Source organism: Haloarchaeobius marinus (assembly GCF_051207415.1).
GTDB lineage: Archaea > Halobacteriota > Halobacteria > Halobacteriales > Natrialbaceae > Haloarchaeobius.
The window spans coordinates 490,972-513,325 of sequence record NZ_JBPKGD010000002.1; the positions used below are offsets into that span (position 1 = coordinate 490,972).

The following is a 22,354-nucleotide window of genomic DNA, read 5'->3' on the forward strand; positions in this document are numbered from 1 at the left end:
TTCGGACAGTTGCAGGATTTCACCCCCGTTCGACGGCCGCTGAGCCACCCGCGTCTCCGGCCGGCCAGGCAGGCCGAACTCGGACGGTCTCCCCCCACCGTCGAGACGGGGGGAGAACGGTACTCGAACCGACAAGTAGGGCCATTTCGCGTCCCGGACGCAGAAATTAATGTCTGACCCACCGGGAGGCCGGGCGCTGAGTCGGTCGAGAGGCGGCTCGAACGAGCAACCGATAGTGATGGGTCCTCCAGGTGCTCGAGCCCGACAGGAGCGAGCCTGTGGCCTCTCGCCGGGTGTGGCCGATTCGACCGTCCCGGAAGACGGGGTCGGACTCACGCTGGTGGACCGGCCCGTCGCTCCTGGCGACCGTCGGGGTTCGTCGGGGTATGGACGAGAGACGCCATGGCCGAGAGACGGGACGAGAGACGGTTTCGGAGACGCCACGGCCGAGAGATGCGACGAGAACCGCGACGGCCGAGAGACGCGACGAGAGTCGCGACGTGCTGGCGTGCAGGCCGCTACACGGTCGTGGACGTGACGCGAGGAAGCGGCCTTCGGCGGATCACGGACGGGTCACAGGGTGCTCGCTGGCCGGGTGCGGGACCCGTGACCCGCGTCCCCCGCGTGTCGCGACCGCTCTCTGGGCGGCGCGTGTGGACGGGAAGAAGCGGCGGAACCGAACGGAGGAGTCAGGTCAGGCCGCAGCGGTCGGCGTGCACAGGCGGACGTCGCCGTTGGCGTAGACGTGGTTCGCCGAGTCGAGGCAGACGTCCCCCCGGTCGGGGTTCCGGATACCTGCTCCCTCCCCGATCCGGAAGAACGACCCGCCGTCGGACTGGTACTCCCGGTAGAGCAAAGGCCCGTCCGGGACGGCCCGGCCGTCCTGCAACCGTATCGCCTCCGCCTCGTGGGCCTCCGTCCGGACGAACACCGTCGCGTAGGGGTGGTCCGTGTAGATGGGGCCCGACTCCTCGGCCAGCACGTCGTCGAGGGTCTGGACCGCCGTCAGTTCCGTCTCCGTGTAGGACAGGCGCTCGTGCTGCGTCTCGAAGACGGGGCTGTCGGGCGTCCCGTCGCTGGAGACCAGCATCACGCCCGGGAACACCAGCACGAAGACCAGGAGGACGGGGACGACGGTTCGGGTGTCGAGGGACCGCCCGAGGTGTCTGAGTCCCAGGGCGCTCAACAGCGCCATCGGCGCGTACAGGAACGCGAACCACCGACCGGGGACGAAGTTGTCGACGTTGAACAGCGGCAGGCCGAGGACGAAGACGAGCATCACGACGACGGCGATGACCAGCGTGAACGTCGCGTGGTTCGCCCGGCGTCGCCGGAGGACCACGAGACTGCCCACGATGGTGGCACAGAGCAGGAGCAGGAAGCCGAGCGTGTCGAGATAGGTCACCAGTTCCGCGACGAACTGCGACCCGACGCTCCCGCCACCGGCGGCCGCACTCCCGGAACCGTCGCTGGTGACGCCGTTCATGAACCCGGCCGAGGAGACCAGCGTCACGTAGAGGTAGTTCACCACCGTCTCGAGGAAGGTGTCCCCCCGGTACGGCGTGAGCGACCACATGAACGTGATGAGTCCCACGTCGAACGCGAGTACGCCGACGAGACTCACCGGTTCGGACAGCTGGTAGAGGAACGGCGTGTTCGGTGCTGGTTCGTCGAAGAAGTCGAACTGCACCAGCACCTGTCCGACCAGTCCCGTCCCGAGGAGGACGAGCATGATGAACGACGAGATCTGGTGCGTGAGGATGACGGCGGTGCTGAAGAGCACCAGGAGCGCGTAGTCCCGGGGGTTCGTGTCCGTCTGGAGGAGGTGCAACAGCGAGAACAGCAGCGCGAGGAAGAACACGAGGCCCATGCTCGTCGGGATGACGTGGATCCCCCACCGGACAGCGTGGTCGGCCACGACGTACGTCGTCGCGGCGAACGCCGCCCAGCGTGGGGGCACGAGTGTGCCTGCCGCCCCGTAGACGAGGAGGACCGACAGTGGCATCACGACGCCGAGCGAGAGGTAGAGGCCGTTCCGGAGCGAGACGCCGTACAGTTCCGTCGCGGCGACCGTCAGGACGTGGTAGAACGGCGACGCGTAGTACTTGCTGTCGGAGATGGCCGCGAGCGACCCGTCCCGGAGCATGGTCTCCACGTAGGTCGTGTGCGACCAGACGTCGACGCCCACGAACCCCGGGGCGGTGTAGAGCGCGGCGAACCGCACCAGGAAGCCGAACGCGACGACCTGGGTGAGGACGACGCCCGGGTGGAAGTGGCGGTCCCGGAGGAACAGCACCTGCGCGAACAGCATCGTGCCGACGAGCGCGCCGAGGTCGTAGAAGGAGACGGTCCGTCGGCCCGACAGCGTCGCGAGCAGGACCATCCCGGCGAGACCGAGACAGACGACCGTCGGGGCGAACCTGGCGAACCCGGACCCGAACCGCGGGACGCTGTTCCGGGACCGGTCCGTCCGGACTGCGAAGAGGTAGAGACCGCACGCGACTCCGACGACGATGGGGAGCGTGCGGATGTATATCTGCGAGGAGAGGAACCGCAGCGGGAACAGGCCAAGCGCGAGCAGCACCCCGAGGACCGCACCGACCACGTCGAGTCGGGCGCCGGTCACGCGCTCCCGGAGCGTCGGGCTATGCAGGGACATCCGCTACCTCCGTCGGCTGACCGAGGGCGTCGCGGTACACGTGCAGGAGTCGCTCGCCCATCCGGTCGAGGCCGAGCGATTCGAGGCGCTCGCGGCCGTTCGCCCGTCCCGCGTCGAGGGCCGCGGCCGTCCCCTCGACGAGTTCCGTCCGCGACGAACAGACGTACGAGTGCTCGACGCCGTCCAGCACCTCGTCGACGAAGCCGACGTCCGTGGAGACGACCGGCACGTTGCAGGCCGCCGCCTCCTTGACGACCATCGGGCCGCTCTCGCGCCGGGAGGTGACGAGGACGGCGTCGCTCGCGTTCATGAACAGCGGGACGTCCTCGTAGGGCACGTCGGAGATGGTCTTCAGCACCGGGTCGCCCGGGACGTCCTCGACCACGGACTCCGCGAGGGGGTAGTTCTTCACGGTCCGACTGGGCGGGTACGGGAAGAGGACGACCCGCTCGTCGGGGTCCCAGCCGAGCTGTTCGCGCGCCTCGGCCCGCGGTATCGGCCGGAACAGGCTGGTGTCGACGCCGAAGGGGACGAGGTGGTGGTCGCAGTCGAGTCGGTCCGAGACGGCCGGTGACGGGGCGACGACGGCGTCGCTCCGGCGTGCGGACCACGCGCTCACCGTGTCGAGCCATCCGGCGGCACCCATTATCTCCGACCCCCAGAGCGTCAGTACGACCGGGCGCCGGGGCTGTGCGAGGGCGATGGGGCCGAGGAGGCCGTAGTTCACGTGGACGACGTCGACGTCGTCGGTGGCCGACCGGAGGACGCGCCGGTAGAGCGAGGCGTACGACCGGGGCGACCGCGTCGTCCCCTCCCGACTCGGAAGCGACACCACCGTACAGGTTACGCCACGCGTCTCGAGCGCCTCGACCTGCTTCTCGAAGAACGACGACTCGGAGGTGACCAGCTGGAGGACGTGCATCGGTCAGGACGCCCCCGCCGCGAGGAGTCGTTCGACGACCACGTCGGTGGTGTCCCGGTGGTCGGCGAGGAGGCGCTCGCGGCGCGCCGTCCAGTCCGCCTCGTACGTCTCGTCGAGGATGTCGACGGCCTGTTCGAGCGCGTCGGCGTGCCGGGTCGGCCCGTGGCAGGGGAAGACGAGGCCCGCCGTCGCGAGCGCCTGGGTCAACCCCGTCTCGTTCTCGTGGGCGTAGATGGCCGGCGTCCCGAGGACGGCGCTCTCGGCGGTCATCGTCCCGCTCTCGCCGACGAACAGGTCGGCGTAGGCCAGCAGGTCGTGCATGTGGTGCGGGTCGACCGTCGCCCGGTGGTCTTCCACCGACTCCGGGAGGGGCTTCTCCGAGGTGACCAGCACCTCGGCACCGGTCGCCTCCAGGCGTTCGACCACGTCTTCGAGGTCGCTGAATCCCTCGCCGCCGGCGTTGTGCATCGCGTTCCACCGGACGAGTCGGAGGACGACGAACGTGTCGTCGGGGCCGACGTGGACCGACTCCAGCGCCGCCGGCGACGGGGTGAACCGGTCCGGGTGCAGGTAGGCGAGTTCGTGGCACCCGGGGTACGAGAACTGCTTCGGCCCGGCGTCGCCCCGGTAGCACTGTGGCGTACAGATGACGTCGGCGAAGGGGAACGCGAGGCGGTTGGAGAGCGTCGCGTGTTCCGTGTCGGTGAAGACGACGCTCCGGGCCCCGAGGAGGGTCGCGACGTGGGAGGCCGCCACCCCGCCGATGGCGGTCACCACGTCGGGGCGGTGCTGGCGGGCGGCCCGCCAGAGGCGGTACTCGTAGGTCAACTGCGAGACGGCCACGTGGTCGTCCGGACCGCGAGACGCGAGCGGCGTGTAGTCGATGCCAGTCGCGTCGAGCAGGTCGAGCGTGACGTCCTTGTCGACGGCGTAGACGTGGACGCCGTGTCCCCGGTCCCTGAGGGTCTCGATGGCGTGCTTGTAGAAGTGGACGTGTGCCGGATGCTGCACGCTGACGACGGCCTCCATCAGCCACACCTCCGGTCGGATTCGGTGTCGGGATACATGGTCAGAGTCGCTCGTAGACGAAGCCGTGGTCCAGGGCCCGCTGCTCGTCGAACAGCGCGTTGACGTCGACGAGGACGGGGTCGTCGGCCATCGACTCGGCGAGACTGGCGAGGTCCAGTCGCTCGAACTCCCGGTGGGCCGTCGCCAGGACGACGCCGTCGAACCCGTCGAACGACAGTTCCGCCTGTCCATCGACCTCGAACTCGCGGGCCACGTCCTCGGGCGCGACGTAGGGGTCGTACCCGGCGAGGTCGACGCCGAAGCTCCGGAGCTGGTTGATGACGCCCTCTACCTCGGACGTGCGGACGTCGCCAACGTTCGGCTTGTACGCAAGGCCCAGTATCAGCAGGCGACTGTCGCCGATGACGCGCCCGCTCTCGTTGAGGGCGCGTATCGTCAGGTTGGCCGTGTGCGTCGGGACGTACTCGTTCATCTCCCGGGCCTGCAGGATGAGTTTGGGCGAGAAGCCCTCGCGCTCGGACCGGTACGTGAGGTAGAGCGGGTCGACCGGGATGCAGTGCCCGCCGACGAGTCCGGGCCGGTACTCGTCGTGGAAGTTCCACTTCGTGCCGGCGGCGTCCAGCACGTCGTGGGTGTCCAGACCCATGTGGTCGCAGGCGACGGCGAGTTCGTTCACGAGCGCGATGTTCAGGTCGCGCTGGACGTTCTCGATGACCTTCGCGGCCTCGGCCGTCTCGACGTCCGGCGTGCGGGTGACGCCGGCGTCGACGATGCGCTCGTAGAGACGCTTGACGTCCTCGCCGACCGCGGGGTCGCGTGCGCCGACGAGTTTCACCACCTCGCTGACGTTCCGCCCGGTGACGCCGGGGGCGACGCGCTCGGGGGAGTACGCGACGTGGAACTCCTCGCCCTCGGTGAACCCCGACCCGTCTTCGAGGGCGGGGACGAGCACCTGCGACGTGGCCCCGGGGAACACGGTCGACTCGAGGACGACGGTCGTCCCCGGCGACAGGTGTCTGCCCACCGTCTCGCCGGCGGCCTCGACGTACTGGAGGTCGGGGCTCTGCAGGTCGTCGACGGGCGTCGGGACGGTGATGACGACGTAGTCGGCGTCGCCGACCGACGTCGGGTCGGCGGTGAACTGGACGTCGCTGTCGGCGACGACGTCGTCGCCCAGGCACTCGCTGGTGTCCTCGCCGGCCCGGAGTCGTTCGACCTTCGACTCGTCGACGTCGTAGCCGACGACGTAGGCGCCCCGGTCGTCGAACGAGACGGCGAGGGGCAGGCCCACGTAGCCCAGGCCGACGATGCAGACGGTGTCAGTCATCGAGACCGACCCCGCGGTAGAGAACGGTGTCGTCGCGGCGCAGGTGCGTGAGCGCCTGGCGCCCGTCGACGACGACGAGCGGTCTGTCGTCCGGTCCCAGCGCCGGCACGTCGAGTCGCTCGAAGTGCTCCTGCGGGGTGACGAGCACGACGGCGTCGAACTGGTCGTCCCGGTAGCCGACGTAGGACCGGACCTCGGCGCCGGCCGCCTCGAAGACGTCGTGGTCCTCGAGAATCGGGTCGAAGGCGACGACGTCGGCCCCCGCCGCGTCGAGGCGCTGGACGACCGGCAGTGCGGGCGTCGCCCGGATCTCGGCCACGCCGGGCCGGTAGGTCAGGCCGAGGACGAGCACCGACGCGTCGGCCGGGTCGACCCCCTGCTCGGCGAGGGCGTCGAGCGCGAGTTCCGCCGTGTAGGACGGCATCGCCTCGTTGACCGACCGTGCCGTCTCCAGCAGGGCCGTCTCCTCGTCGAACTGGTCGATGAGGAAGTGGGGGTAGTACGGGATGCAGTGACCGCCGACGCCGGCACCGGGCGTGTGGATGTCACAGTACGGCTGGGTGTTGGCGACGGAGATGGCCTCCACCACGTCGATGCCGAGTTCGGACGCGTGACGGCCCAGTTCGTTCGCCAGGGCGATGTTGACGTCGCGATAGACCCCCTCGAACACCTTGACGGACTCGGCCGTCGTGGCGTCGGAGACCGTGATGACGTCGTTGGTGGTTATCTCCCCGTAGACGAGGGCGGCCGCGCGGGTGCTCTCGTCGTCGACGCCGCCGACGACCTTCGGGTAGCTCCCCCGGATGTCCTCGAGCGCCTGGCCGCTGGAGGTGCGCTCCGGACAGAACGCCAGACCGAACTCGTCGCGGGAGAGACCGCTCTCGCGTTCGAGCAGCGGGAGCAGGACGTCCTCGCAGGTTCGCGGGGGGAGCGTGGACTCGGCGATGACCAGGTCGCCCGGGTCGAGGCCGTCGGCGATGCTGCGGGCGACGTCCGTCACGACCGAGAGGTCGGGGTCGTCGTCCTCGTCGACGAGCGTCGGGACGATGACGACGTGCACGCTCGCCTCGTCGGCGGCGTCCGCTGCGTCCGTGGTGGCCCGGAGCCACTCGGCCGTGACGGCCTCCTCGACGGCCGATCGGAGGCCGGGTTCGCCGGCGACGTGGCTCTCGCCGCGGTTCACCGTCCGGACGACGAACCGGTCGGTGTCGACGCCGACGACGTGTTCCGTCGTGTGGGCGTACACGGTCGCCAGCGGGAGGCCCATCTTCCCGAGTCCGTAGACCGCGACGGGGACCTGTCCGCTGGTCAGGGCGGCACGCTGTTCGTCCGGGGTGGCACTCGCGTCGTACAGCTGTCGGTAGTCGTGTTTCGTTCTCATCTGAACTCGTTGGTTCCGCGAAGTTCGGCAGGCAGTGGTCGGTGCGTCGCCGGGACGCCGACCGCGAGCGTCTCCGGGGGTACGTCCGCCGTCACGACGGCGCCGGCGGCGACGAAGGCGTCCTCGCCGACGGTAACGCCGGGGAGGACTGTCGCGTTCGCCCCGATGGAGACGCCGTCCTCGATGGTCGGGCCGTCGAGGTCGACGTCCCGTCGGAGCGGGTACGGGTCGTTCGTCAGCACCGCACGGGGCCCGAGGAAGACGCGGTCGCCGATGGTCGTCCCCGGCGGGACGTAGACGCCGGTCTGCATGCGCACCTCGTCGCCGACGTCGACGTGGCCGTCGAGGACGACGTTCGACCCGACGAGCACGTCGTCGCCGATGCTCGTCGCCTCGCGGACCACGGCGTTGTGGCCCGTCACGAATCGGTCGCCGATGTCGACGTCGGCGTAGACGATGGTGCCGGCGCGGATGGTCGCGTCCGAGCCGATGACCGTCTCGCGTTCGCCGTCCTCGGCGCGTCGAACCGTCGCGTCGCGGATGTCGCAGCCCGGGCCGACGGTGACCCAGTCGGTCGTCCGCGTCCCGCTCATGGCCGGGACCCCGCGGCGGCGCTGTTCGGTCGGATGGGGTGACGTGTGGCGTATCTCATCGTTGGGAGTGTGGCCCGCGGCGGTCGAGATGACCACCGCGGGGGTTGGGGGCACTCGGTCCCCTACCCCTTTCATTATCGTTCTGGTAAAGCGGCGATTAGAGCCAGTATAAGCCGTCTCCGGACGATTCACTCGGTCCGGGCGTCGACGACGCTCCCGTCGGTGGGCGTCTCTGCGGCAGCCCGGTCGAGTGCCCGGGTGACCTCGAGAACGGCCAGTCCGTCGGCCGGTGGGACGACCGGTTCGGTGCCGGTCGTGACCGCCTCGGCGAACGAACGCACCTCGCGCTTCAGCGGTTCCCCCTGGTCGACCGGGACGCGTTCGACGAGCGTCTCCCCCTGCCCGTGGCCGCCGTCGGCGGCGACCTCCGGCGAGGCGACGCGGTGGACCGCGACCGTCTGGTCGATGTAGTCGACCGTGACCCGGCAGTCGAGCGTCGACACCGTGAGTTCGCGCACCTTCTCCGGAGTCACGCGACTGGCGGTGAGCGTGCCGACGACCCCCGAATCGAACGCGAGCGTCCCCGTGGCGTACCGCCCCTCGGCCGCGCCGACGGCGTCGCAGGCGGTGAGGTCGCCGTCGACGAGGTCCATGACGACGTCGACGTCGTGGATCATCAGGTCCATGACGGCGGTGTCGTGGATCTCGCGGTCCGGGGGCGGGCCGAGCCGGCGGGCGGTGACCGAGACGACGTCGAGGTCCTCGACGACGTCGCGAAGCACGTCGACGGCCGGGTTGAAGCGCTCGACGTGGCCGACCTGGACGGTCACGTCGTTGGCCGCCGCGAGGGCGGCGAGTTCCCGACCGGCCTCCGGTTCGGCGACGAACGGTTTCTCCACGAGGACGTGGACGCCCTGTCGGATACAGGCCGCCGCCATGTCGTAGTGGTACGCCGTCGGCACGGCGATGGAGACCACGTCGACGGCGTCCAGCAGCTCTTCGCGACCCATCGCCCGGGTCCCGTAGCGGTCGGCGACCTGTTCAGCCCGTGCCCTGTCGACGTCGAAGACGCCCGTCAGCGCGGTCTCGGGGACGTCGTCGTAGACGCGGGCGTGGTTCTCGCCCATGCTCCCGACGCCGAGGACGCCGGCGCGGAGCGGCGTGGACTCAGACACCCGCCACCTCCACGTCCTCGGCGAGGACGCGACCGACGTACGCCGCCGCCTCCCGCGAGACGTTCGGGTGGACGGGGAGCGACAGCACCTCGTCGGCCAGTCGCTCGGCCACGGGTGCCTCGACGTCGACGCCGACGCCGTCGTATGCTGGTTGCTCGTGGATGGGCGTCGGGTAGTAGACCGCGCTGTCGATGCCGTGCGATGCGAGTGCGTCCCGGACCTCGTCGCGGTTCCCGCACCGTATGGTGTACTGGTGGTAGGCGTGTTCTCTGCCGTCGGGGACGGTCGGGGTGACGGCTGGCGTGTCCTCGAGGGCCGCCGTCAGGATCCGGGCGTTGTCCCGGCGGGCCTCGACGAACTGCCCGAGGCGCTCCAGCTGGACGGACCCGATGGCGGCGGCCATGCTCGTCAGCCGGAAGTTGTGACCGAGTTCCACGTGCTCGTACCCGGAGGACGCACGTCCGTGGTTGACGAAGCGCGCCGCGGCCGCTGCCACGTCGCTCCGGTCGGTCGTGACCATCCCGCCCTCGCCCGTCGTCATGTTCTTCGTCGGGTAGAAGCTGAACGTCCCGACGTCGCCGACCGCGCCGACGGGCTCGCCGTCGAAGGTCGCACCGTGAGCCTGTGCAGCGTCCTCGACCAGCGGGACGTCGTAGGTGTCGGCGACGTCCGCGAGGTGGTCGAGGTCGGCCGGCAGTCCGTAGAGGTGGACGGCCAGGATGGCGTCGACGTCGCCGCCGAGGTCGCGGATTCGCTCCTCGACGCTGTGGGGGTCGAGGTCGTACGTCCCGGGGTCGACGTCGGCGAACGCCGGCGTGGCTCCCGAGAGACGGACGGCGTTGGCCGTGGCGACGAACGAGAACGGCGTCGTGACGACCGTACTGCCCGGACCGACGCCGACCGCTTCGAGCGCCGCGTGCAACGCCGTGGTCCCGTTCGAGGTCGCGACGGCGTGGTCTGCGTCGCACGACGCCGCGAACGCGGTCTCGAACGACCGGACCGCCGGCCCGTCGGCGAGCTGGCCGGAGCGAAGCACGTCCACGACGCGGTCGACCGCTGCGTCGCTCACCTCGGGGTCGGCGATGGGTATCTCGTCCGGGACCGACCCGGGTGTGGGCGGCCCCGACTCCCGTTCGCCCGTCATCGTCGCTCCGTCTCCCCCCGGTTCGCTCCCCGACCCGGGTCGGTCGGGTCGGTCGCGGATGGCGTGCTGGGGACTCGTCTCGTGCGATGCGGCGGCCGAACCGGATAGCGTGCTGGCATCATCTATTGTCCTCGCGGTTCGGGGCGTGAGGCCCCGAGGTACGTGGCGAGCACTCGGTCGGTGAGCTGGTTTACTATTCGGCAGTTAAACCCGGCGCCCGGGGTCGGTTCTCGGGTCGTCGAAGCCCGGACGTCGCCTTATCGTGGCGCTAATGTCCGGACGTGAATCGTTGGCAGCGAGAACGGAGTCGGGGGTATTTACACGCCGACCGGCTAGGGGTCGTCGATGAACACGCGAACGAGTCGGTGGACGACGGACCTCCTCGTCGTCCTCGCGTCGACGGTCCTCGCGACGGGGGCCGTCCTCTTCGACGTCGGCGCGTCGCTCACCAGAACCGTGCTGGTCGCCCCCCTCGTCGTCTTCCTCCCGGGGTACGCACTCGTCTCGGCGCTCTTCCCCGAGTCGTACGACGGCGGCGTCGACGACAGGGGCGCCGTCGCAGCGCCGGGAACCGTCGGGACGAGCATCTCCGTCGCCGGGCGCGTCGGTCTCTCGGCGGCGGCCAGCATCGCACTGCTCCCCGCCGTCGTGACGACGTCCGGGTTCGTCTACGGACGGTTCCAGGTCGCGCTGAGCCTCTACGTCGTCGCGGCCGTCACGGTCGTCCTGACGCTCGTGGCCCTGCTCCGGCGCGGGTCGTGCCCGCCCGGGGAACGGTTCGGCGTCCCCACGACGGGGACGCTCTTCGAGTCCATCGCGCGCCCGTTCCGGGTGCGAGAGAAGACGCTCTCCGAGGGTCCGACCTTCCAGCCGGAGTCGTGGGGCGGCCTGTTGCTGAACGTTGCCCTGGGCGCGAGCGTGTTGCTCCTGCTCAGCACCGTCGTCGTCGGGTACGCGTACCCCACACAGGAGGAGCAGTTCACGGAACTGTACATCGTCACCGAGACGGGCGACGGCGAGTTCGTGGCGGCCGACTTCCCCGCCGAGTTCGAGGCCGGCGAGAGTCGGCCGGTGTACGCCACCGTCTCGAACCACGAGGGCGACCGCCAGTCATACACGCTCGTGGCGACGCTCCAGCGCGTCGAACAGTCCGGTGACGGGACGCGTGTGACGCAGGAGGCGGAACTCACGCGAGTCTCGCGGACGCTCCAGGACGGCGAGACGGCCCGCATCAGGCACGACCTGCAACCGTCGTTCGGCGGCGACCGCCTGCGCGTGCAGTACCTGCTCTACCTCGGCGACCCGCCCGCTGACCCGTCCGCCGAGAACGCCTACCGGACCGCACACGTCTGGATCAGCGCCGACGGCGGGTCCGGGAGCGTGACCGCCGACTCGTCGACGACCGGCCCGTCGGCCTCGGCGTACGACTCTCCCTCCCTGGTCTCGACGGGGGGCGCGTGACCGATGTGGCCCTGGGAACACCTCGCGTTCGGCTACGTGCTCTACTCGCTCGCCGCCCACACAGTGTGGCGACGGGCACCCGGCGGGGCCGAGACGGTCGCGCTCGTCCTCGCCACACAGTTCCCCGACCTCGTCGACAAGCCCCTGTCGTGGGGGCTGGAGCTCTTCCCGTCCGGCTACGCCGTCGGCCACTCGCTGCTGTTCGCGGGTCCGCTGGCGACCGCCGTGCTGGTCGTGGCTCACCGTCGCGGCCGACTCGGCGTCGGCACCGCGTTCGCAGTCGGGTACGCGTCCCACCTCGCGGGCGACGTGCTCAGCCCGTTCCTATCGGGCAGGCCGCTCGGCTTCGAGCGCGTCCTCTGGCCGTTCGTGGACTTCCCTGCCTACGAGACGGACCGCGGGTTCGTCGGGCGCTTCGGGTACTACGTCGGCCGCTACCTGCACGAGGTCGCCCAGCCGGAGAACCTCCCGTTCGTCCTCGGGTACCTCGCGCTGTTCGGCGCAGTCGGCGTCCTCTGGCTGACTGACGGGGCACCGGGCGTGCGCGAGGCCGTCGACGCGCTGCGCGGGTTCGTCGACGAACGGTGACCAACGCGGCGGCTTATACCACTGCTAAGGTCGGTGCTGCGCCGGCTTAGCCGGGATATAGGAAAACCCCGACAGCACCGCGTACGGTACGATGACCGGACACTCACAGGCGACGCCCCGGACCGAACCGGCCCCGCCAGTCGAGGACGCGACGGTCGACGCGACGACGCTCGCATCGTTCCTCGACGCACGCATGACCGGACCGGAGACGACGGTCGACGGCGTCGCCGCACTCGACGACGCGACTGCTGACGACCTCGCGTTCTGCAAGTACGACGACCCGGCCCGGGTCCGCGACTCCGACGCGGGCGTCCTCATCTGTCCGCCCCCGGTCGGCTACCTGGCCGGCAGGACGCTCGTCCACGCCGAGCGACCCCGGGCCGCCTTCGTGAAGGCCGTCACCGAGTTCTTCCGGGGCGAGCGCACCGAGACCGTCGTCCACCCGTCGGCAGTGGTCGAACCGGGTGCGACCCTCGGAGACGGCTGTTACGTCGGCGCGCATGCGTACGTCGGCGAGTGCGTCACCGTCGGCGACCGGTGCACCATCGGCCACGGGAGCGTCCTCGGGGCCGACGGCTTCGGCTTCGCACGGCTGGCGGACGACCGACTCGAACGGCAGGTCCACGTCGGGACGGTCGTCCTGGAGGACGACGTCGAGGTCGGCGCGAACTGTTCCATCGACCGGGCGGTGTTCGACGAGACGGTGGTCGGCCGCGGGACCAAGGTGAGCGGGAACGTCCACCTCGCACACCAGGTCGAACTCGGCGAGGACGTCACGGTCGCCTTCGGCAGCGGGTTCGCCGGCGGGTCCACCGTCGGCGACCGGGCGGTCGTCCACCCGAACGTCTCCGTCGCCACCGACGTCAGCGTCGGCGCGGACGCCGAACTGGGGATGAACGCGACCGTCCTGGACGACGTGCCGGCCGGCACGACCGTCGTCGGGACGCCCGCCGCACCGACGGGTGAGTCCCGATGAGGGCCGACGAGGGCGCGCTGGCCGAGGAGACGGCCGACGCCGCGACCGGCGACGTGGCGTTCACGTTCGACTGGTACGGCGACTTCCTCGATAGACTGTGCGACCACGGCCGTCGGTTCCGGGACTACGAGGCCGACCTGCGCGCCGGCGACGTGGTGCTCCGCCACGACGTGGACTGGTCGCCCGAGCGCGCCCTGCGGACGGCGCGGATGGAGGCAGACCGGGGCATCTCGGCGACGTACTTCTTCCTCGTCTCCTCGCCGTTCTACAACGTCGTTCACAAGCCGAACCGCCGGATACTCGAGCACCTGGAGTCGCTGGGGCACGACGTCGGCCTGCACTTCAGCACGCACCAGTACTGGAGCGAGGAACCGCCGGAGTCGGAACTCGTCGCACGCGTCGCCGACGAGAGGGCGATACTGACGGGTGCTGGTGCGGACCCGGTCGACGCGGTGTCGTTCCACCGCCCGCCCGAGTGGGTGTTCCGCCGGTCGTTCCAGGCCTTCGACAGCACCTACGAGGAGCGCTTCTTCACGGACATCGCGTACCGGGGCGACTCGAACCAGCGCTGGCGCGAGGACCCGCCGCTGGCCGGGGGCGTCCCCGAGAAGATGCAGGTCCTCACCCATCCCGGCCTCTGGGGCGACCAGGACGCGACGTTCGACGAACGCCTCGACGCGCTCTGCACCCGGACCCTGGGCCGGACGCACCGGTTCATGCACGACCAGTTCGTCGAGAAGAAGTACAACATCGACGAGTACTGCGAGGTCGGCCCGTCGACGGTCGCGTCGTCGTCCCCCTCGCGCTGACCGGGCGGCGAACGGAGCTACTCCTGGCCGGTCAGTCGTCGTACACCAGCACTTCCAGGTCCTCGTTCTGCCGGACGTCGAACGCCATCGCCAGCAGGAGCGAGAGGCACCCGATGACGAACAGCAGCAGCGGGTTACCCCCGTCACCGTCACCGTCGCGCGAGAGCGCTCCGGCGACGAGCGAGAGAAGTCCGCCCCCGGCACTCAGTGCGCCGAGGACGTAGAACAGGGGGAGCGGGTGGAAGTCCCGGACGAGGTACTTGGCCCGGAGTCGGCGGAGGAACCCGCGGAGGAGCAGCGTCGACACTCTCGGGACGTACGTGCGGTAGCGGATGTGACTCGTCTCGTCCTTGTAGACCGCCCGGCGTTGCACGTCGGCGACGCGCATCCCGTGGGTGTTGAGTCGGACGAGCAGGTCGTTGCAGTAGCCGTAGCCCTCGTACATGTCCTCGATGCCGACCGCGTCGAGTGCCTCGTGGCTGATGGCCGTCGACCCGTTCTGGGGGTCCATCTGCTTCCAGTAACCGCTCGCGATCTTCGTCAGGAAGGTCAGCGCGAAGTTCCCGACCTGCCTGAACGCCGGCATGTCGTCCCGGTCTCGCCCGAGCAGTCGGTTCCCCTTCGCGTACTCGGCGTCGCCGGCGGCGACGGGTGCGACGATGCGCGCGACGATGTCGGGTTCGGTCTGCCCGTCGCCGCCCATGACCGCCGTCACGTCGACGCCGTCTTCCAGCGCCCGGAGGTAGCCGGTCTTGATCGCGCCGCCGACCCCACGGTTCGTCTCGTGCTGCAGCGGGACGACCCTGGGTTCGAGCGCGACGCCGCCGTCGGTCACGGGTGGTGTGGCGTTCGGCGGTTCGTTCGCCGCGCTCGCGTGGCGCTGTATCTCCGCCCAGGTGCCGTCGGTGGACGCGTCGTCGACGACGTACGCCCGGTCGACGAACTCGGGCAACGTCTCGATGACCGAGCCGATGTGGGCCTCCTCGTTGTAGGCCGGGACGACGACGCCGACGGTCTTGTCGCCGTACATGCGCTACTCGGCGGTCTCCGCCTCGACGTCGACGAGCGTCGGGGGGGTCGTTCGGCGCCGCGAGAGGACGAGGATGGTTCCGAGGACGATGCTGGCCAGTGCGAGGTAGGTCTTCCGTTTCATGGTCGTACTCGTCTGCGGTCGAGGCTTCGCCCCGACGTCGTTTTATTATACGACTGATAAACCGCACCAGCGACTGGGTCTGTTGGACCTGCACACGCCGTTAAGTCGAGAATAAGTAAACTGGTGGCTGTCGTCCGAGACGACGAATGCAACAGCGTGCGTGCGACCCGGGGGGTCGCTGATGCCTCCGGCGAGGTTCGACCACCGGGCCGAAAGCGGTCCAGACCGCGTCCTGCTCGTCGGTGACCGGGTGTCTGCACTCGGACCGGTCATCGAGACCGAACTCGACGGGGTGTCCGTCCTCCTCGAGGATGACGGAGACGCCGCCATCGACCGTCTCGACGGAGACCCCGGAATCGGGTGCGTCGTCGTCACCCACGACCCACCGGCGGTCGACGGCCTGGCCGTGCTGGAGGCCGTGCGCCGTCGGTTCCCGAGGCTCCCGTTCGTCGTCCGCGTCGTCGACGGCGACGAGTACGTCGTCGAGCGAATCCTCGACGCCGGGGCGACTGACGTCGTGGAGGCCGAGGACCGGTCGGCCGAGGCGCTGCTGACCCGGCGCGTCGCGCACGCACTCGGGTCCGACGGCGACGGGACGGCAGGGGACCGACGTCTGGCCGTCCTGCAGGACCTCGTCGACCGCCTGGCGACGGCCGACTCCGACGTGGCGGTCGGCGAACTGGTCGAACGCGCGACGACCGCCCAGCCGTCGGTCGCCCGCGCGTCGGTCTACCTGTTCGACGACGAGGCGAACGTCCTCCGTCCGGCGACGGACGACAGGGAGGGACGGACGGTCGGCCCGACCGACGGGTCCCCGGTCTGGGACGCCTTCGTCGAGGGCGAACCGGTCGCCGGCGGGTTCGGCCGCGACGACGACGGTGCGACCGACCGCCGATACGGTGTCGTCGCCCCGCTCGAGGAGTACGGCGCTCTGGTGGTGGAACCGCTCGGTGGCGGACGCCTCGACGATGGATTCCGCCGGTTCGTCGGGACCGTCGCCTCCGTCGCCGTCCAGTCGCTACGTCGCCTCGGCAGGGAGCGCACCCTGAGCGAGCAGAACCGCGAACTCGACCGGTCGACGGACCGACTGGACCGACTCGAAGCGACCGTCGACCTGTTGCTCGACGTCGAGACGGCGGTCACCGGCGCGACGAGCAGGGAGGACGTAGAATCGGCCGTCTGCGACCGACTCGCCGAACGCGAGGGGGTTAGTTTCGTCTGGGTCGGTGGCCTCGACGACGAGGGTCGGCGTCTCGTCCCCCGCGCCTGGGCCGGCACCGAGCGCGGCTACCTCGACGCCGTCGAGTTCTCGCTCGACGACGACGCCGGGGACCCGTCGGTCCGGGCAGTTCGAGACAGGCGGGTCGTCCACGTTCCACACGTCTCGCGCGAACTCCGCGGTGCGTCGTGGCGACGGGAGTTGCTCAACCGGGGCCACCAGTCCGTCCTCAGCCTCCCGCTGGTTCACGACGGGTCGCTCTCCGGCGTCCTGACGGTGTGTGCCTCCGCCCCGGACGCGTTCGACGACCTCGAAGAGCGCGTCCTCGAGGAGATATCGAACTCGGCCGCCTACGGCATCGACGCCATCGAGCGACGGGAGGCGCTCGTCGTCGACAGCGTGGTCGAACTGGAGGTTCGGATACCGGAGTCCACCGAGGTCCTCCAGCGGTTGGCACGGCACGTCGAGGGGACGGTCTCGTTCGAGGGCCACGTCTCCACGCCCGACGCGACGTCGATGCTGTACGTCTCCGTCTCCGGTGCGTCGACGTCGTCCGTCCTCGACTTCCTCGGCGACTCGGTGTCCGTCGACGACGTGGACCACGTGACCGACCGGGAGGGCGACGGACTGTTCGTGCTCACCGTCTCGGACCCCGCACTCGTCACGTGGGTCACGCAGGCCGGTGCGGCCATCCAGGCCCTGACCGCGACGCCAGCCGAGACGAGACTCGACGTGGAACTGCCACGGCCAGCCAACGTCCGGGGGTTCGTCGAGAGCCTGCAGGAGACGTATCCCGACGCCGAACTGGTCACCACCCACACGTACGACCGCCCACTCACGTCGCGGCGGACGTTCATGGCGAGCCTCGGCGACCGATTGACCGACCGACAACTGGAGGTGCTGGAGACCGCCTACCGAAACGGGTACTTCGAGTGGCCCCGGACGCGAACGGGCGAGGAGATAGCGTCCCTCCTCGACATCACACAACCGACGTTCAACAACCACCTCCGGGTGGCCGAACGAAAACTGTTCTCGCTGCTCTTCGACGAGGAGACGGTCCCCGGTGGGAAACACACGTAGTGACCCGGGCCGACCGACACTAACTCCGTAGCTACAACGCTCACTTGCCGACAGTAAGAAGGGCCGCCAATGGACTCAACGGACGTCGACCTCCCGAATCGACGGTGGACGCAGGTTCGACCGTCGCTCGGACGGGGTGGGGAGGCTGTCGCAGGACGGACGCTGCCCGCGTGGCGCTCGGACGCGGCGGACTCGGACACGGTGCTCGTCGCCGACGTACGACTCGCGAACGACCCGCTCGCGCTCGCGCGCACGCTCGGCGCAGTTCCCGGTGCCACCGTCGTGCCCGACCACCACACCGTCTCGTCGTCGGGGAAACGAACGCTCCACGTCTCGGTTGCCGGTGCGACGCAGGACGAACTCGACGACGCGCTCTCCCGGGACCCGACCGTCGAGTCGGCGACGCACGTCGAGACGTTCCCCGACTGTCGCCTGTATCGGCTCGGACTGGCCGACGACGCCGTCCTCGTCGCGCCGACGTGCGTCGAACTCGGCGCACGGACGCTCGACGTGCGCGGGACGGGCGGTGAGTGGCACGTCAGCCTCCAGTTCCCGGACCGCGATGCGGTGGTCGCACTCCGGGAGTTCTGTGACGGGTCGGACGTCCGGTTCAGGATCGACCGGCTCTCGGAGGGCGACGGCGTCGTCGGTGCGCCGACCGCGCTCACGTCGAACCAGTGGGAGACGATACGGGTCGCCTTCGAGTCGGGCTACTACGAGGTCCCCAGGGCGGTCACGCAGGAAGACCTGGCGGAGACGCTCGGCGTCTCGACGTCCGCGGTCTCCCATCGACTCCGACGGGCCACGGCGGCACTCGTCGAGGACACACTCGACGGCGTCGTCGACGGCACGTAGCCGAGGGCAACACTTCACACGTAGTGTTGGAAGAACAATATATCAGAATGTGTAGCGCCAGCCACCGGTGCCGGTGGACCACACCTACTCATCCAGTGACGGGGTGCAGACGCTCGTCTGGCGCCAATCGTGTGGTGAGTTGTCACAGTTAGGATAGCGATAATATCGAAACCCTGTTAGAACGGAGCTACTTAAACGTTGGAGATATCCATGCAAAACACGTTACCCCTCTGTCCGGTATCGAATCCTATGACAGGAACCCCGAAGGACGGGTCGGGAAGCGGAGAAGAGGCGGTCGGCACTGGCACTTCACGACGGCGGTATCTGCAGGGACTCGCGGCGCTCGGTTCGGCGCCGGTGCTCGGTTCGGTGGCGTACGAGTCGTCGGCGGCGACGCAGACGTACGAGGACCGGTTCTCGACGGTGGTGGACATGGTGGACGCCGGCGCGGACCCGAACGCTGGCGAACCCATCGGCGACCTGCTCCACGAACACGCCGGCGACGACACCCTGCTCCAGTTCCCGGCGGGCGAGTACCTGATGACCGAGCAGTTCCGGTTCACCGACTACGAGAACTTCGGCATCGTCGGGACGGACGCGACCATCGTCCCGGGAACCATCGAGGAACTCGACGGCAGGAGCGTCGTCGAGGGGACCTTCAGCGGGCCGACCCGCCTGTTCCGTCTCGGCGTCAGCTACGCGCCCGGCGACAGACTCCTCTTCGAGGGGTTGACGTTCGACTTCACCGACGACCAGAGCGGTTTCCGCGCCATCGAAGCCTACGTCGAGCGCGAGCTGACCGTCCGGGACGTCGACATCGACGGCACGCACGACGTCGGTTCGTTCGGGCCAGCGCTGTTCAGCGTCGTCGATCCCGACGGCATCTCGACCGTCGAGGGGTTCCGTGCCCCGGACGGGGGGTCGTACTCCGAGAACACCATCGGGAGCATCGAGGACGGACCGACGGGCATCCTCGTCCCTCCGAGCCACCAGGGCAAACTCTGGCTCCGCGACTGCGAACTCGGTGGCTTCCCGGACCAGGGCGTCTACGCCTCCAGCACGGACGGACGCGTCGTGGTGAAAGGCGGTGTCTACCGGAACAGCAACTCCGCGAACGTCCGGTTGATGTCCGACTACAGCTACATCCAGGACGCGACCATCGTCGTCGACGAGGCACACGAGGGGCACAACCAGCGTGCAATCCGACTCGACGCGGGCAAGCACCTCTGGGTGTACAACACCGAGATACGGCTCTCGGACCCGAACGGTCACGCAATCGTCGTCTACAACGACGTCGAGAAGGCCCGAATCCAGGAGTGCGACATCACCGTCGGCGAGGGCGAGTCGAACTACGGCATCATCGTCCGACCGGACGCCGGTGGGGTCGACGTCTTCGACACGACCATCCAGTTCGAAGGCTCGGGCAACCCGCTCCTCGTCAGGGGCCGCAACGACGACGGCGACGCACCCGTCCACGTGCTCCGGACGCAGATAAGCGGGAGCGGCCCCGGGACCGACGGCAGGAACGCCATCCGGTGTCTCCGGGCGAACGCCCTGTTCGAGGACGTCGAGGTCCACGTGGACGGCGACTACTACCGTCGAGGCATCGAGATACACGGGGACGACTGCACGGTGGACGGTGGCGTCTTCGAATCGACGCACCACCCCATCGTCAACGTCGCGGACGGGACGGTCCTCGACGACCTGACCGCCCGCTCGTACGACGGCTACGCCGGACTGAAACTCTACGACGGCTACAGTGACGTGACGGTCACCGACTCGACCATCTACGAGGGGTATCTCGACCAGGGCACCGACGACCTGGTCGTCGACGGCGTCGAGTTCCCGGACTCGTGAGTCGTCGACGGGCGCTCCGACGGCCGGTTCAGTCCTCGTCCTCGACGACGATCCTGACCTCGTCGCCGTCGAGGAGGTAGTACTCGGTCGGGTCGACGGGGTCGCCGTTGACGGTGACCGACACGGTCGTTCCGGGGTCGTCGTCGGCGTACGTCGTCCCGTCGTACGTGATTCCCGCCTCGGTCACCTCGACGTCTTCGAGCGTCGACAGCGCGTACGCGAGGGTGACGCTCCTCGAGTGGGCGTGCCACGGGTCGGCGTGACCGCCCTCGAAGTGGAAGTGACTGTTGTGGCTCGCGGCCTGCCACTTGTCGCGGCTGAAGTCGAGGGAGTCGCCGTTCACCTCGAACTCCATCGACCCGTGGACGTGGAGTCGCTCCGGTGGGATGTACTCGCCGGGCGTCGACGCGTTCGTCTCGTCCGTCAGCACGACGACCCACACCTCGTCTCCGTCCTGCAGGGCGTACTCCGTCGGTCGCACGGGGTCGCCGTTCACGCGGTAGACGAGTTCCGTGCCAGTCTCGGCGTCCCGGTACGTCGACCCGTCGTACGAGAGCGTGGTCGCACTCGCGTTCACGCCGGCGTGGGCGAGTGCGGCGGCGAGGGTCGGCGTCCCGTTGGCGTGCCAGGTGTCCGGGTGGTCGCCGTCCATCCGGAACGTCGTCGAGTCCGCGACCGCGGACCCGAGGTCGAGTCGGTCGCCGTCGACGACGACGGCCATCGAACCGCTCGCCTCGGCCGTCCCGTCGGTCCCGTCGTGGTCGTGGTCACTCGTCGGTCCGTCGTGACTGTGGGTCGTGGCCGTTCGGGTCGCCCGGACGGTCGTCTCCGTCGACGTGGTCGCGACGCTCGCAGTCTCGGTGACGTTCCCCGGTTGCGATTCGTGACCCGTGGCGGGGCTGGTGGTGGACGCCCCGTCGACAGCGCCGAGCGCAGCGCACCCGGCAGTCGTCGCTAGGAGGCCGACCAGCACCAGCGTCGTCAGCTTCGTTGTCGTGGTCATCACGTCTCTGACGAACCGCCGGCGGTACGTTATTATCGTCAGGGTAGCGTGACGGTTAGTGCCACGATAGGGGTCCGACGGGCCGGACGACGGTGGCCACCCGGGCGTGGCGGCGAGGTGCGTGAACTCGGCCGTCCACCGTGACGAACCGGCCGAAGGCGGCTTATCGAGACGATAATAATGGTCGTGGGGGACGAGGGACCGGTAACAGATGCCGACCGTCAGCGTGATCATCCCGACGTACAACCGGGCAGACGCCGTGCAACGGACGATCGACAGCGTCCTCGACCAGACCTTCGAGGACTTCGAGGTTCTCGTCGTCGACGACGCATCGAGCGACGACACCCCCGCAGTCGTCGAATCGTACGACGACCCGCGGGTCGAACTCGTCCAGCACCAGGTGAACCGGGGCGGAAGTGCCGCCCGGAACACCGGCATCGAGGAGGCCACCGGGGAGTACATCGCGTTCCTGGACTCCGACGACGAGTGGCGACCCAGGAAACTGGAGCGTCAGCACCGCCTCCTCGAACGTCGTGGCGAGGACTGGGTCGCAGCGTACTGCGGCGTCGAGATGGTCCCCGAGTCGAGGCCGGGACCGCTCAGACGGGTGGCGACACGGTACTTCTCCCGGTTCCAGGACACCGAAGGTGCCGAGGGCGGTGACGAACTGATCCGTGACGTCCTCTCGGACGACCTGCACACCAGTGCAGGGTCGACGCTCGTCGTGCGGGCTGACGTGGTCCGGGCCATCGACGGCTTCGACGAGTCGTTCGACCGGTTCCAGGACTCCGAGTTCCTCATCCGCGTGCTCCGGCAGGGCAAACTGGGCTACGTCGACGCACCGCTCGTGCGCCGCCACCAGTCCGGGAACCCGTCGGCCCGAGAACTCGAGGAGGCCGACAGCCACTACCTTCGCACGTTCTCGGAGACGGTCCGGGTCCTGCAGGCCGAGGGGCACGACGTGGTCGGCGCCCACCGGTACATGCTCGGGAAGGCGTACATCCGGGAGGGGAACCTCGGCCGTGGCGGGCGCTACCTGCTCAACGGCCGTCGCCCGAGTCCGCGACAGTGTCCCGGGCTCGCGTTCTCGTTCTTCCAGGGCCTGCAACGACGGTTCGCCTGA

General features: G+C 69.3%; 18 protein-coding genes. 8 read left to right on the forward strand and 10 right to left on the reverse strand.

Going from position 1 to position 22,354, the window contains the following annotated elements:
- Positions 1-694: 694 nt before the first annotated feature.
- The 8 genes from ACSC1W_RS08565 to ACSC1W_RS08600 form a co-directional block, all read right to left on the reverse strand.
- The gene (locus ACSC1W_RS08565; RefSeq protein ID WP_435346635.1) at positions 695-2,659 is read right to left on the reverse strand and encodes a hypothetical protein; all 1,965 of its coding nucleotides are present in this window, start codon (positions 2,657-2,659) and stop codon (positions 695-697) included.
- Entirely contained in the window at positions 2,646-3,581 is a 936-nt protein-coding gene (locus ACSC1W_RS08570) for a glycosyltransferase family 4 protein (RefSeq protein WP_435346637.1), read from the reverse strand. The genes ACSC1W_RS08565 and ACSC1W_RS08570 overlap by 14 nt, the downstream gene beginning before the upstream one ends.
- Before the next feature lie 3 nt (positions 3,582-3,584).
- Positions 3,585-4,610: a DUF354 domain-containing protein gene (locus tag ACSC1W_RS08575; RefSeq protein WP_435346639.1), complete on the reverse strand. Its 1,026-nt coding sequence runs from the start codon at positions 4,608-4,610 to the stop codon at positions 3,585-3,587.
- Between the two features lie 40 nt (positions 4,611-4,650).
- Positions 4,651-5,937, reverse strand: a complete 1,287-nt coding sequence (locus tag ACSC1W_RS08580) for a nucleotide sugar dehydrogenase (protein WP_435346640.1) — start codon at positions 5,935-5,937, stop codon at positions 4,651-4,653.
- Positions 5,930-7,318: a nucleotide sugar dehydrogenase gene (locus ACSC1W_RS08585; protein WP_435346642.1), complete on the reverse strand. Its 1,389-nt coding sequence runs from the start codon at positions 7,316-7,318 to the stop codon at positions 5,930-5,932. Before ACSC1W_RS08585 ends, ACSC1W_RS08580 begins: the two co-directional genes overlap by 8 nt.
- Positions 7,315-7,911: an acyltransferase gene (locus ACSC1W_RS08590; RefSeq protein ID WP_435346644.1), complete on the reverse strand. Its 597-nt coding sequence runs from the start codon at positions 7,909-7,911 to the stop codon at positions 7,315-7,317. Before ACSC1W_RS08590 ends, ACSC1W_RS08585 begins: the two co-directional genes overlap by 4 nt.
- A gap of 188 nt (positions 7,912-8,099) precedes the next feature.
- Entirely contained in the window at positions 8,100-9,086 is a 987-nt protein-coding gene (locus tag ACSC1W_RS08595; protein ID WP_435346646.1) for a Gfo/Idh/MocA family oxidoreductase, read from the reverse strand.
- The gene (locus ACSC1W_RS08600; RefSeq protein ID WP_435346648.1) at positions 9,079-10,230 is read right to left on the reverse strand and encodes a DegT/DnrJ/EryC1/StrS family aminotransferase; all 1,152 of its coding nucleotides are present in this window, start codon (positions 10,228-10,230) and stop codon (positions 9,079-9,081) included. Before ACSC1W_RS08600 ends, ACSC1W_RS08595 begins: the two co-directional genes overlap by 8 nt.
- A 345-nt stretch (positions 10,231-10,575) precedes the next feature.
- Here ACSC1W_RS08600 and ACSC1W_RS08605 point away from each other — a divergent pair, with 345 nt between their 5' ends.
- From ACSC1W_RS08605 to ACSC1W_RS08620, 4 genes are all read left to right on the forward strand, one after another.
- Positions 10,576-11,691, forward strand: coding sequence for a DUF1616 domain-containing protein (locus tag ACSC1W_RS08605; RefSeq protein WP_435346649.1), 1,116 nt, complete (start codon positions 10,576-10,578; stop codon positions 11,689-11,691).
- Positions 11,692-11,694: 3 nt separating this feature from the next.
- Entirely contained in the window at positions 11,695-12,279 is a 585-nt protein-coding gene (locus ACSC1W_RS08610) for a metal-dependent hydrolase (protein ID WP_435346650.1), read from the forward strand.
- A gap of 91 nt (positions 12,280-12,370) precedes the next feature.
- The gene (locus ACSC1W_RS08615; protein WP_435346651.1) at positions 12,371-13,255 is read left to right on the forward strand and encodes a DapH/DapD/GlmU-related protein; all 885 of its coding nucleotides are present in this window, start codon (positions 12,371-12,373) and stop codon (positions 13,253-13,255) included.
- The gene (locus ACSC1W_RS08620) at positions 13,252-14,064 is read left to right on the forward strand and encodes a polysaccharide deacetylase family protein (RefSeq protein WP_435346653.1); all 813 of its coding nucleotides are present in this window, start codon (positions 13,252-13,254) and stop codon (positions 14,062-14,064) included. The genes ACSC1W_RS08615 and ACSC1W_RS08620 overlap by 4 nt, the downstream gene beginning before the upstream one ends.
- 31 nt (positions 14,065-14,095) lie before the next feature.
- On the opposite strand, the gene ACSC1W_RS08625 is transcribed toward ACSC1W_RS08620, so the two are convergent.
- Positions 14,096-15,094 carry a glycosyltransferase family 2 protein gene (locus ACSC1W_RS08625; protein WP_435346655.1) on the reverse strand — a complete coding sequence of 333 codons (999 nt, stop codon included), beginning with the start codon at positions 15,092-15,094 and terminating at the stop codon, positions 14,096-14,098.
- Between the two features lie 304 nt (positions 15,095-15,398).
- Here ACSC1W_RS08625 and ACSC1W_RS08630 point away from each other — a divergent pair, with 304 nt between their 5' ends.
- The 3 genes from ACSC1W_RS08630 (at position 15,399) to ACSC1W_RS08640 (ending at position 20,228) form a co-directional block, all read left to right on the forward strand.
- On the forward strand, positions 15,399-17,516 hold the full coding sequence (locus ACSC1W_RS08630) for a bacterio-opsin activator domain-containing protein (protein WP_435346657.1): 2,118 nt from the start codon (positions 15,399-15,401) through the stop codon (positions 17,514-17,516).
- 69 nt (positions 17,517-17,585) lie between these two features.
- Entirely contained in the window at positions 17,586-18,371 is a 786-nt protein-coding gene (locus ACSC1W_RS08635; protein ID WP_435346658.1) for a helix-turn-helix domain-containing protein, read from the forward strand.
- Positions 18,372-18,620: 249 nt separating this feature from the next.
- The gene (locus ACSC1W_RS08640) at positions 18,621-20,228 is read left to right on the forward strand and encodes a right-handed parallel beta-helix repeat-containing protein (RefSeq protein WP_435346660.1); all 1,608 of its coding nucleotides are present in this window, start codon (positions 18,621-18,623) and stop codon (positions 20,226-20,228) included.
- Between the two features lie 28 nt (positions 20,229-20,256).
- On the opposite strand, the gene ACSC1W_RS08645 is transcribed toward ACSC1W_RS08640, so the two are convergent.
- The gene (locus ACSC1W_RS08645; protein WP_435346662.1) at positions 20,257-21,231 is read right to left on the reverse strand and encodes a hypothetical protein; all 975 of its coding nucleotides are present in this window, start codon (positions 21,229-21,231) and stop codon (positions 20,257-20,259) included.
- Between the two features lie 211 nt (positions 21,232-21,442).
- Between ACSC1W_RS08645 and ACSC1W_RS08650 the strand changes: the two genes are divergently transcribed.
- On the forward strand, positions 21,443-22,354 hold the full coding sequence (locus ACSC1W_RS08650; RefSeq protein WP_435346664.1) for a glycosyltransferase family 2 protein: 912 nt from the start codon (positions 21,443-21,445) through the stop codon (positions 22,352-22,354).